The organism is Oxalobacter paeniformigenes, from assembly GCF_027158465.1.
GTDB classification, from domain to species: domain Bacteria; phylum Pseudomonadota; class Gammaproteobacteria; order Burkholderiales; family Burkholderiaceae_D; genus Oxalobacter; species Oxalobacter paeniformigenes.
Genome location: NZ_JAMKYL010000001.1, coordinates 639,058 through 651,983 on the forward strand (window position 1 = coordinate 639,058; position 12,926 = coordinate 651,983).

Genomic DNA, 12,926 nt, shown 5'->3' on the forward strand with positions numbered 1-12,926 from the left:
CGTGCAAGTGTCCGTTTTTTTACGCCACTTCCCGCAAGCGGTCGGCAAGGCCGGAATGTCTGGCGGAATCGGTTTGCAAACTTTGTTCAAGCACATTGGCGCCGGCCATGACCGTCATCGTATCCCTGGCACGGGTGATGCCGGTATAAACCAGCTCGCGGCACAGTACGCGGTAAAACTGTTCCGGAAAGAGCAGGGCGACCTCATCGAACTCCGATCCCTGCGACTGGTGAACCGTCATGGCGAACGAGGTTTCATATATGCCCAGACGGGATGGCGAGACGCTGCGGAACGTCTTGTCGTCTTTCATGAACCATACCGCCAGATTGCCGGTACCGTCCGGCAGCGCGATACCGACATCGCCGTTGAACAGACGCAAGGCATAATCGTTTCGCCGGATCATGACCGGTTTTCCGGCGAACCATCCCGAACCGTCACCGGAAGCGGACGATACGGTTTTGGCCATCGCCGCGGCGATCTGGCGGTTGATTTCGCCGACGCCGAAAGGCCCCTCGCGCACGGCGCACAGGATACGGAAACGGTTGAATGTGGCGAAAACCTTTGCGATGTCATGGGGAGCGGTTTTGACGCATTCGAAATAAGGCGAATACCGCTCCAGCAGAAAACCGGTACAGGAAGCGGCGAGCCCAGGATCGTCCATATCCCGCCAGCAGACCGAAGGATATTGCCCGGTACAAAGCCGATGCAAGGCTTGCTGCGTGCGGCGTTCCCGGATATCCGAAGCCAGCAGCCCGATGCCGGAATCGGCATTGAAGCGGTAATTGCGCGTCAGCCATACGACACTGTCGGCCAGCGGGGCGGTCTGCGATGCCGTCGATGGCGACTCCGGCAGGGCCGATGATCCGGCCAGCGCCGCCAGATCGTTCATGCAATCCTGCGAAAAAACACGGTGCGCGCTCAGCTCGGCGAATACCGAACCCGCTTCCACAGCGGCCAGCTGATCCTTGTCGCCCAGCAATATCACTCGCGCACCGGCGGGAACGGCATCGAACAATCGCGCGGCCATCGCCAGATCGAGCATCGAGGCTTCGTCGATAACCAGCGTATCCAGCGGCAGCGGATTGTCCGCATGATAACGGACCGAAGTCCCGTCGGCTGTCATGCCCAGCAGGCGGTGGATGGTTTGCGCCTGTTGCGGAATCAGCGGCCGCAATTCGGGCGGCAGGCCGCCCAGACGATCCCTGATCGCTTCCAGCATGCGGGCGGCCGCCTTGCCTGTGGGCGCGGCCAGCATGATCCGGTTGTCTCTGTCGGTATGCAAAATGCAGGCCAGCAGCGATGCCACCGTGGTCGTTTTGCCCGTTCCAGGCCCGCCCGAGACGATCAGAAGCTGTTGCCGCAATGCAAGTGCCACCGCGATTTTCTGCCAGTCGGGTTCGTTGGTGTCCGAGCTGGAGAAAAGTTCATTGAAAAGCGCAAGCAGGGATTTCGTATCGACGGTGCGAACCGCGCGCATCGTCGCCAGCCGCTGCGCCAGCGTGCGTTCATAATCGAAATAGCGGTGCAGATACAGGCGGTCGCCCCCGTCGAGAACGAGCGGCGCACTGCCCGGCGCATCCGAAGGGGCGACCATGCCGGAGGCCAGCAGCGAGGCACGCAATGCATCGCGATCATCCATTCCGTCGGAAGCGAGCGCCGCCAGCGGCAGGCAGGTATCGCCTGAGGAGACCGCCAGACTGGTGTGATAGGCCGCCCTTTCCAGCAGGGTGCGGGTGGCGCGGTCAAGCGTGCCGCCGCGTTCCGCCATGGTTTCGCATGCCCAGTCCAGCACATGCCGCGCGAAAGCTTTCGCAAGCGTTTGTTCCGGTGTTTCCAGAGAAGCGGTATCCATCATGCCGTTATCCCCCCGTCAGACGGCTGTGCCGGCATGAGCGACCGGTCAATCGCCGTAATCAGTTCCCGGTCTGGCCGGGTGAAAAAGACGCCCGAAGGCGAGCCGTCCGTGTTTTTCCAGTCCGGACGGACGCCGCGGACGAACAGGTAATAGACGCCGCCGAAATGGCGGTCATAGTCGTAATCGTCGATCCTCGACGACAGATAGCGATGGAGCGCGACGGTATAAAGCAGATATTGCCAGTGATAACCGTGTTCATCCATCGCGGCCGACAGGCTTTTCACGTCATAATCTTCCGGACGGTATCCCAGATGGTTTGACTTCCAGTCCAGCAGCCAGAACTTGCCGTTCGCCTCGAACACCAGATCGATGACCCCGTTCAGATAGGCCGTCATGTCGTTGAAAGCCAGTTGCGGCATATTGCGGGAGACATCTTTCGCCAGCCGGTTCATCCGTCCGGCCGACAGCCGCGCGGAAGACAGGCAAAACGGCCATTCCACCAGCTTGTGCGCATTGTCGAGCGTATCCAGTCTGAAATTTTCGTGCAGCGGTGTTTCCAGCACGTTTTCCAGCATCTTCGACGCCATCGCACCGAATGTGGCGTCGTCATCGGCAAGCGGCGGTTCCGACTTTTGCGGAAAGAGCGACAGGGCGGTTTTCACGGCGGCATCCCAGGTCGTTTTGTCGGTGAAATCGGCGTGTTCGAATACCGCATGCAGACAGCTGCCGGCATAAGTGCCTTTCGGAAACATGAGGATATCGTCGGGAGCCGTCATGACGGCATCGTCCGCCCGGTACGTTCGGGGCGTCTCTTCCGCGACATATTCATCATGGTCGCCGCCCTCCGTTTCACCGGTCGCGTTGCGCATGAGACCGCTGAAACTGTTCATCCGCCAGTCGGCCGCCAGATACCTGTCGAACGTTCTGGCCGAAAGGGCGGGAATTTCCCGGTTGACATCGTCTGCGGAAATGAACGCCTCATCAGGCAGCGCGGTGACGGAAATATCCGCATGGTTTTCCAGCGCCATCCAGTCCGCCATGATTTGCGTCTCGGGCAGCGGCAAACCGCTGTTTTTCGGCGGATTTATCCAGTCTTCGGGAGCGACACCGTCACCTGCGACCAGCCAGTTCAGCAGGCTGCGGCGCGATTCGGTTTTGTTGTGAGGACTTTTATAGCAGCCCGCCACCAGATAACAGCGGTAAATCGCACGGGTGAGCGCGACATAAATGAGGCGCATGTCCTCGGCGGAAGAAAGCCTGTCGTTGCTTTGGGCAAACGGAGCTTTCTCGTCTTTTGAAAGCGGGCGCAAATCAATGATCCGTCGTCGGGTATCGCCGTCATAGTATTCCAGACCGATTTTGCCGGGTGAATTGTTCTGTGTGCGGTTAAGCCAGATGAACGGGCAAAAAACGAACGGGAATTGCAGTCCCTTGGCACGGTGTATCGTCATGACCTGCACCAGATTGCTGTCCGTTTCCAGACGCAACTCCTCATCCTCGGCGCTGTATCCGTTTTCACGGTGCGTCACATACCATTCCATGAGTGCTTCGGGCGTCGGATACGTTTCGCTTTCGCGATGGATGAACTCGAACAGATGCATCAGATTGGTCATGCGCCGTTCCCCGTCGGGAAACGCCAGCAGGCGGCAGGGGATATCCTCGCGGTTCATGAACCAGCGCAAGGCATATCCCGCGCCGTGATCCAGCCATGCCTTGCGATATTCGGCAAACCGTTCGATGATGGGCGAGAGCTTCGTTTCGTCGTCGGCGGTGGCCTCGATATCCGTCGAATCCATTCCCATCATCTCGGTCGCCAGCGCCGCCATCAAAAGCGGTTCATCGTCCGGTGCGAGCATCGCGGAAAGAATGCATTCCAGCTCATCGGCTTCCCGCGAGTCGAACACATTGTCTTTCGACAGGGAAACGCTGCCGACGCCATGGCGGGCAAGCGCCTCGCAAACCTGTGCCGCCTGACGGTGGCTGCGGACCAGTACGGCGATATCGCCCGCCGCGACCGGCCTGTCGCCGATCAGGCACGTCCCGTTCACGCCACCCCTGACCAGCCGTGCGATTTCGTTGGCGACAGCCTCGAGAGAACGCGCGAAAGCGTCCTGCCAGTGCATCGGTTCGTCGTTTTCGCAAGGCAGCATCCAGACATGAAAAGCCGCCGGGTTCGCACCGTCGTCACGCAGGGCGGCTATCGTATGCTCGGCATATGAAGCCGGCGCGAAATCCAGTCCGTCCTGCATGAAAACCCGCCGGTTCAGCCCGAACAGCGTATTGCAGGCGTTTATCAGCCCGGGAACCGAACGGTAATTGTTCACCAGCGTATAACGCGCGCCGGTTTGTTCCCGTGCCGCCAGATACGTGAACAGATCGGCGTTGCGGAAACTGTAAATGGCCTGTTTCGGATCGCCGACCATGAATACCGGGGCATCCTGCCGGTGATAAATCGTCGAGAAAATCGCATACTGGAGCGGGTCGGTATCCTGAAATTCGTCGATCAGCGCGGCGGGAAAACGCTTGCCGATGGCATCGGCCAGCCAGTGCATGTCCGGATCGTGCAGGGCGTCGTACAAATTCGAGAGCATGTCGTCGAACGCGATCGTGCGGCGCTGGCGTTTTTTCGCTTTCAGGTTTTCGGGTGCCTCATCCAGAAAACACCGCATCAATCCATAGCGTGCAGCCTCGAGCTGTGCTTGCAATTCGCGGCAACACGCATCCAGTGTATCGGCAAGATCGAAAAACGGATGTACCGGCGTCTGCCGGTTTTTCTTCGTCTGGTTCTGAAGCAGCGTTGTCGTCATTATGGCAATGCTGTCGTCGTGAGCGAGCATGAACAGGCAATCGTTTGCGGCGAACAGACGCTCATATTCACGGAACGCCTTGCCGATACGGGGAAGTTTCGTATTCGGGTATTTCAGCGTTTCATTGCGGCAACTTTCCTCAAGCAGCGCCCGGACAGTCTCTTTTTCGGCCTGCCAGCAACGGGACGCTGCCGCATACGCCGCTTCAAGCTGCGAGAGAGCCGTCTCGATGGCTTGCGACTGGACATCCGTCGATTGCACATCCGGCCAGCGCAAATCGGCCAGCGGTTTTTTCATGCGTTGCCGCAACAGCGATTCCAGCGTGTCCGGCGAAAAGCCGGAAGTCTGGATCGAGCGCGACAGGGCCGGCGGAAGATCGCCGCCGGCGACATATGCACGCCAGAAATCATTGACCGTTTCGCGTACCAGCTCGGAATCGTCCGATTCGGCATTCACCGAAAACGCCTGACCCGACGAAAACGCCGACAGCGACAGCGCACGCTGGCAAAAACTGTGGATCGTGAAAACCGCTGCCTGATCGAACGACTGGAACGCCAGCTTCAGTTGTCCGGCGATTTCCTTGTGCGACTGGCCGTTTGCCATGCACCGTTGCAGCAGCTCCGTGACGAAGGCATTGTCTGTATCCGATGCATCCGTTGCCAGAGAAGCCAGCGTATCGGCGATGCGGTCGCGGATACGCTGGCGCAATTCGTCGGTCGCCGCCTGTGTGAACGTCACCACCAGAATCTGGCTGACTTCCAGCTTCTTTTCCAGCAACAGGCGCAGATACAGATTGCAGATATTCCATGTCTTGCCGGTACCGGCGGAAGCCTCGATGATCGAACGGCGATCCAGCGGACAGTTCAGTATGTCGAATTGAGTTGCCACCGTCATGCGTTTTCTCCCTTGCAGCGAGTGAACAGCGCGCCGAAAACCCGATTGGCCAGATCGGAAAAGGCCTCGTCGGCAAGCGGATCGGCATTGCCGCGCATCGCCAGCCGGTTGTACAAATCGTCGCTTTCGCCCTCATAACCGGCATAGGACGGCTCCCATTTGGCTTTTGCCTTGTCCATCTGCCCGCCGCTTTCCACAAAGGTCCATGAAGTATTCGGGAAAAAGGGCAGCGGTTTCGACAGTCCGGCACGGTAAATCGCCAACAGGTCCGACAAGAGCTCACGTGCATTGTCGACAGGGCCGACAGGCAGCGTCCCGTCCGTGAAATGCCAGATGGAACGGCAATTCACCCCGTCCGGTGCGCAGGCGTTCAGAAACAGGTGTTCGATCCACCAGGGCAGGCAGGCCCAGTGCGTTTTCGGGCGGTACCGGTAGCGTACCAGCCCGTTTCGGCGCAAATCGGTCAACGAACCGGAAAGCCGCCAGCGTTCCCCGGCGATCGTGAAATCCAGCGTCCGGGTCACAGGCGGCAGGATTCCGGAAGCCAGATCGGCCGACAGGGTGGAAGCGAAAGCGGACATCGCCCTGAGTTCGCCCTCGATGCAGTCCGAGCCGATGCGACCTGAGGGGAATTCGTTGCCGGACAGGGAGGCACGGCGAATGGCCTCATCGGACTGACCGGCAAGATACATCGGCAAAATACGGTCGGCCAGCATCCGGCTTGCCGACCGGTCGGGCACCAGCGGTTCGTCGGCAGGCAATTCCTCATCCGGCGACGGAAAGCGGATATTGAGCCGCTGGCGCAGCAGATAACGGTTCGGATGGCTGAAAAAACGGGTCAGCTCATACAGCGATACCTCGCGCCATGTTTCGTCCGGCGCGGAAATGCCGGTGAAAAAGCGTTCTCCCGCTTCGCGGACAGGTGCGTCACCGTCAGCATCTTCAGGTGATAAAACAGATGAAAAACCGATTGCATCCTGTTCTTTTTCAAGTGCTTTTTCATACCGGTTTTGCAGTGCGCGACACAAGTCGCTCCGGAAACTCGACAGGGTCACGCCCGAAGAACCATCGAAATACCGGCCGGAAAACGGCTGAAGCGGATGCTCGGTCACGAGCCGCTTGCGGGCGGCATCGATATCGTCCTTTTTACTGGAACTTGCCAGTGCACGCGAAAGCACGTCGAGCAGTTCGGCGATCAGGATCGAGGGGGGTTTTTCCGAGTCGTCCCGGATGCTTCTGCCGGTATAGCTCAGGTAAAGGCTCTTGCGTGCCGAGAGCAGCAGATCGAGAAACACGTTCTTGTCCGTGTCTCGCGGGATACGGTCGGTCGGACAGGGCGAGAGCGCGATCAGGTCGAATTCGTCCGGCCGGTTGTCCGCCGGATAGGCGCCGTCGTTCAGGCCGATGGCGAAAATATGGTCATACGGCAAATTGCGCAGGCTGTGCATCGGCGCGAACACCACGACGCCCGCCGGGACGCTGCCTTGTCCCGCGCCTTCGAGCGCCTTTTCCAGCGCGGCCATCGCGATATCATGCGAAAAAGCGAAAGTCTCCGAGGCGAACGCCATCGTTTCGCACAAATCGGTGATCCGCGAACGGATTTCGCGGTCGCTGTCGAGCAAGGCCGGTGTCACCGTCACGAAGGTGTCGAGTACGTCCAGCCAGCACTGTTGCCAGCCATGCGGGGTTTTCACGTCGTCGAGATCGTGCCGCAAGCGGTCGAGCGCCTCAATGAAGCGCCACAATTGCCCAAGTCCCGCCGATTCCAGCCCCAGCCCGTGACCGGCGGGCAGACGATCCGCTACCGGCGACTGCATTCCGTCAGGCAACGCGTAGGCGAGAAAGAGGCGGTGCAACCCGTCACGGAAAGTGTGTTTTTCGTCCGAAGGCACATTGAAAGCGGCCTTGTGTTCCCCGTCGAGCGCCCAGCAGATACCGGCATCGTCGAGCCAGCGGCGCAGCAGCGTCCTGTCGCCGTCGAATCCGAAAGTCGCGCCGACTTCCGGCAACATCAGCACATCCATCACAGCGGAGGCCGTGCAGCGCGAAGTGGCCAGCGCAAGGATGTCGAGCAGGGCGCGCGCCACCGGATTGAGACGGTTGCTGCATCGTCCGGTGATGACGTAGGGAATCTGCACGCCCGAACCGTTGTGCCGGAAAACGGCGTCGATCATCGGGGCGGCCGTATCCAGATCGGGCGTGACGACGAGCATGTCGGAAGGCGAGGGCGCATCGCCGGACGCGAAACGGCGCAAAAGCTGGTCGTGCAGAATCTCGATTTCCCGCGTCAGCGAATGCGCCACGTGGATTTCCAGACTGTCGTCCGTTCCGTATGCCGACTGTGAAGCGTCTTTCCATTCCTGCAAGTCCAGCATGGCGTCCTGAATCCGTGCCAGCAGGGGATTGTTCGAATCCGGCCGGCAGGCGTTCACGAAACCGTCGTTTTCCGTTTCCAGCGCGTCCAGCTTCGACATCATCAAGCCAAGCGAGGCGCAACACTGTTTGCCCCAGGAGGCCAGAAGCGGGTTGATGGTTTCGTGGTGTTGTACCTGATCGCGGCTTTCCAGTCGGGCCATCCGGCGCTCGTCGACGATATCGAACCAGTATTCGCGGCATGGATTCATGACATACAACTCGATATCGGTATGTCGTCCCAGTTCGCGCAATATCCTGATATAGGGCGGCGCGACGGTCGGCTCGCAGAAAAGATGCAGGCGTTCCGGCAGCAGGCCGATGACTTTTTCATCGTCGGAGACGAGCATGGCCAGAAGTGCTGTGATCGTGCCGCTTTCGTCCGCGCCGGTCTCGCTGACGATACGCGCCCACAAGTCGGCCTGCCATGCCTGATCCGCCTGCGCGGCGGCTTCCTGCGTGCCGATGTCGGCCATCTTGCCTTTCGCCCAGCTCTCAAGCCATTGCGTACGGTAAACGCCATACCGGTCGAACAGGGTGGCGATACGGCAGGCAAGCTCAAAGCGCATGGCGTCGTCGCAGCGTTCGAGATAGGCGGACAGCCTCGGATGGGCACTGACGAACGTTTCGTCGCCAAGCAGGCGCAAAATCCGCCATGACAACACGTCCGGCGAAAAAGACGACTTGCCGCCCGATCCGGCAGCCTTTCCGGCCAGTTCCCAGAGCCATTGCGCCAGAAAGGCGAACGAGACATTGGCGCAAACGCCATGCCGGTCGGCGATCGCCAGCATCAGCTTGCGCTTGATCGCCGCGCTCGGCACGATGACCTGTATTGGCGTGAATACCGGAGCGGGGTGCGACGCCAGCTTGTCGCACAGTTTTTCCTGCAATACTTCAAAACGGTTGGACTGGTTCAGATACAGCATGCCATCGCGCCTTGTCGGAAACGTTGGTGCCGTTGCGGCACGGACAGTGACGAAACCGGCGGATGCCGGAAAACGCGTCACGCGAAACGGTCTTTATTGTACAACCGGACGCAGGATGCCTAGTATGTGTTTTGCATACAGGCACACCGATACAACACCTTGTTGCACGACATCGTCGCCACGATCGCGAAACCGCATGCCGAAAGCGGTTGCATCCCGTACTGGATGCCAGTGAATGGCAAAAATATACGATAAAAGCGCAAAAATATACTATTGTGGTCGCCGTGCAAATGATAAGGTTACGCCATTTCATAAAGACGGCACGGCGCACCCGCCATCGTGCCGTCAGTTTCGGATCATTTACGCAAGAACATGTTCGCCATCGCCAATATCGTCCTTCCGGTTTTCGCGCTGATCGTCGCAGGCTATATCCTGCGCCGTCGCAACATATTGAGTCTGAACGCCAGTACCGAACTGAACCGCTATGTCGTCTGGCTCGCGCTGCCTGCCCTGATGATCGACGTCATGGTCAACAGCTCATGGTCGGAGCTGTACCAGCCCGAATTTTTCTATGCTTTCGAACTGGGCGTTTTCATCATCTTTTTCGCCGTACTCGTGCTGCACTGGCTCAAAACGAAAAATCTGGTTTCGGCCGCCATCGACGCGACATCGGCATCCTATGCCAATACCGGATACATCGGCCTGCCGCTGTGTGCGCTGACCTTCGGCGCGGACAAACTCGGTCCCGCCATGGTCGCCGCCATCCTGACCGTCTCGGCCAACTTCGCCGTCTCCATCATCTTCATCGAAGCCGGTTCGCAAACGGGCAAGAGCCTGTTCGTCACCTTCAGAAACGTCGGTATTTCCCTGTGCAAGAACCCCCTGATCGTCGCGCCGGTACTGGCGGGACTTTTTTGCGCCACCGGCCTGCAACTTCCCTACGGGGTTGCGCAGTCCATCAAGCTCTTGGGCGCTTCCGCCAGCCCCTGCGCGCTGGTCGCAACAGGGCTGTTTCTTGCACAGCGTCAGGAAAGCGCCAGTCCAGCTGTCGCCATCTGGCTGGTCGTCCTCAAGCTCGTCGCACAGCCGTTGATCGCCTGGTATTTCGCGTTTTGCGTGTTCGACATGCCGCCGCTCTGGGCGCATTCCGCCGTCATCCTCTCGGCGCTGCCCACCGGCACAGGCCCTTTCATGCTCGCCGAACTCTACGGCAGGGGCGGTGGAATCGCTTCACGGACGATCTTTCTCTCCACCGTGCTGGGTATCGTGACCCTGTCCGTCTGCCTGACGCTCCTTTAGGCGCGCCAGATAGTCCTTGCGGAACTATATGGTAAAGTAAAACGGTTAGATAACAAAATTATAATTTTTTGTATCTATCAGTCTAGTTGTAGAAAAAGTGTACAGAGTTTTAAGTTATGGTATTGAAGATAGAATTTAATTTATATTTAAATGATAAATAAAAGAAAGCAATTTATGTTTAATAGGTTTATTAAAGTGGCTTCTGATCTTGTGACAACACATGATCAAATACGAGCAGGTTTTTTAAGTATTGCATTAGAAAAAAATAGGGTAAGTGATCCATATGTAAAGAATGCACTGGCTTTTAAAACAATGGTTCAGGGGACAAATGATCCAGAAGATTTTTTGAATATGCCGAAAATAAGACCTTTTTTGCTTACTGCTTCTGGTCTTTCTGATAAAGCGATGCAGCATTTGAGAGATAATGATCAAACTGCAGCAATTAAAGAGCTTATAGAAAAATTCTTAAAGCCAGCAGGTGAGAACTATGTGGATGAAGTGATTTATCGTTATTTGTTAATAAAAGGGGATGCTGTTGGTGGAGTAATGCGAAATCGGATAGGAGTTATTGGTCAAGAAAAGCTGATTCGCGCAATTCTTTCCTGTATAAATGTGAGAGGTATTAATTATAGTTGGATGAAAAATAATAAACAACATAACTGGTTGTACGGGGAAAATAATGATATAGATATAGAAAAGGAGATAAAAGCACTTCATTGGATGAACAAAAATGGTTCGCGTATTTTAATATTCAATATGAAGGTTCCAGTAGTAAAAAAGAATATTGACATCTGTCTGTTTGATGGTAAATCTGAAGAATTTAATCGCGGCAAAATTGTTCAGAAGATTAATAAAGCAATTATGTTTGGTGAATTGAAGGGCGGGATTGATCCGGCGGGCGCAGATGAACATTGGAAAACAGCAAATACCGCTTTGGATAGAATTAGAGAAAGCTTTAATAAAGTTAATCATCCTGTAATGACTTCTTTTGTGGGAGCAGCTATTGAAAATAGCATGGCAGTGGAAATTTTTAGTCAGTTGCAAAATAAAAAACTGACTAATGCTGCAAATTTGACCAATAGTAACCAGCTTACAGAATATTGCAACTGGCTGCTAGATATTTGATGTATAAGAGGCTTGCGTTATGGAACAGCTTTCTTTTATTAAACCAACAATCAAGCCATTTATTGTTGATTCATTTTCTGCAAATGGTTTTGCTCCTGATAATGAACGAAAAAAACTTGAAAAAAAATTTTCGGAATGCTTGGTGGTGACGGAAAAATTTAACAGACAAAGTGTAAGTTATCAGTTAAGCAAAAAAGATGTGCTTCATAGTTGGTTAAAATACAAAGAAGGATTTTCTGCTAATCTTGTTAATGTGCTGTTGGATGAAATGGGGGCATGTCCTGGTGATTGGGTGATGGATCCATTTATGGGTTCTGGAACCACAGCTCTTGTATGTCAAATGCGAGGTATTAACAGTATTGGATATGATATTATGCCAATTTCTGCTTTATCCATTAAAGCGAAAGCTGCAGTACTGAAGTATGATCTCAATGAAATTAACAATATGATAAGAAATATTTCAGAAATGACGGTTCCTTTGGATTATAAAAAAAAGACGCCATATATTGATATTACACGTGATGCCTATCCTTGTAAAAACGAAAGGTTTTTAGCATATATATATGATTGGATTGAACATTCAAAATATACTAAAGAAGCAAAAAATTTGCTTACACTTTGTATTGTTAATTCACTGGAGAGATGTAGTTATACCATTAAGTCTGGGCAGTATCTTGGTTGGGATAGTAGATCAAAAAAAATACGTGAAGCAAACGAAATAAGAAAAATTAGTGGAAAGAAACTATTTCCAAAAAAATATGTTAGGGAAGAAATTCTTGATTCAAAGTTAACTATACTTGATGAATTAGCTCATGTATTTGAAGATATTAAGGTAATTCAAAAAAATGGAATGGATAAAGTACAGGCTGAAATTGATTTTGTGCCTAGTAACGTTTTATATGAACTTCCCTTGCTTGATGATTGCAAAATTAAAGGGGTGATTACATCACCTCCATATTGTAATAGATATGATTACACAAGGATTTATGCGCTTGAACTTGTTTATCTTGGTTTAAAAGAACAAGATGTGAAAAAAATGCGTCAGTGTCTATTATCCTGTACAGTAGAAAATAAATCTAAGCTCGATGAGTTGAGAGATTATTATTTTTCAATTGGTCAAATAAACCGTTTTGATTATATTTATTCTATTATTAAAGAAAATGAGGTTTTTTCGGAGATAATGACAGCTTTGTTTATGAGAAAGGAAAGTGGTGATCTAAATAATAATGGTGTAATTCGCATGGTAGAAGGTTATTTTACGGAATTGGCCTTCATTTATGCTGAACTTTATCGCGTTTGTAAATCGGGTGCGATGGTGGCATTTGTAAATGATAATGTTCGATATGCTGGTGAGGTTATTCCTGTTGATTTTTTGAGCTCTTTGTTTGCGGAACAATTTGGTTTTAAGATAAAAACAATATATACATTAAAACAGCAAAAGGGGAACAGTAGTCAACAGATGGCAAAATATGGGAGGGTTCCTTTGAGAAAAAGCGTTACTGTTTGGGTTAAAGAGTAATAATTGAATTGATGTGGTGAAAAGGAAAACTTTGTTGAGGCTGCAATATAAAGGTGTCAAAATAATTTTTGATTTACTTGTATTTTATT

Annotated in this window: 6 protein-coding genes; 3 read left to right on the forward strand and 3 right to left on the reverse strand. The window is 53.7% G+C overall.

What is annotated here, in order from left to right; genetic code table 11:
• Nucleotides 1-19: 19 nt before the first annotated feature.
• The 3 genes from recD to recC are packed head-to-tail and all read right to left on the reverse strand — an operon-like array spanning nt 20 to nt 8,894.
• Complete coding sequence (gene recD / locus NAI64_RS02945) at nt 20-1,855, reverse strand: exodeoxyribonuclease V subunit alpha (RefSeq protein WP_269297604.1); 1,836 nt, start codon at nt 1,853-1,855, stop codon at nt 20-22.
• Nucleotides 1,852-5,556 (reverse strand): exodeoxyribonuclease V subunit beta, encoded by a 3,705-nt coding sequence (gene recB / locus NAI64_RS02950; protein ID WP_269297606.1) that lies wholly within the window; start codon nt 5,554-5,556, stop codon nt 1,852-1,854. Before recB ends, recD begins: the two co-directional genes overlap by 4 nt.
• A complete protein-coding gene (recC, locus tag NAI64_RS02955) occupies nt 5,553-8,894 on the reverse strand; it encodes an exodeoxyribonuclease V subunit gamma (protein ID WP_269297608.1) in 3,342 nt (1,113 codons plus the stop codon). Before recC ends, recB begins: the two co-directional genes overlap by 4 nt.
• Nucleotides 8,895-9,266: 372 nt before the next feature.
• Here recC and NAI64_RS02960 point away from each other — a divergent pair, with 372 nt between their 5' ends.
• From NAI64_RS02960 to NAI64_RS02970, 3 genes are all read left to right on the forward strand, one after another.
• The gene (locus NAI64_RS02960; RefSeq protein WP_269297610.1) at nt 9,267-10,193 is read left to right on the forward strand and encodes an AEC family transporter; all 927 of its coding nucleotides are present in this window, start codon (nt 9,267-9,269) and stop codon (nt 10,191-10,193) included.
• Nucleotides 10,194-10,367: 174 nt separating this feature from the next.
• Nucleotides 10,368-11,318: an AvaI/BsoBI family type II restriction endonuclease gene (locus NAI64_RS02965; RefSeq protein WP_269297612.1), complete on the forward strand. Its 951-nt coding sequence runs from the start codon at nt 10,368-10,370 to the stop codon at nt 11,316-11,318.
• 19 nt (nt 11,319-11,337) lie between these two features.
• The gene (locus NAI64_RS02970) at nt 11,338-12,837 is read left to right on the forward strand and encodes a DNA methyltransferase (RefSeq protein ID WP_269297614.1); all 1,500 of its coding nucleotides are present in this window, start codon (nt 11,338-11,340) and stop codon (nt 12,835-12,837) included.
• The last annotated feature ends 89 nt before the right edge of the window (nt 12,838-12,926 follow it).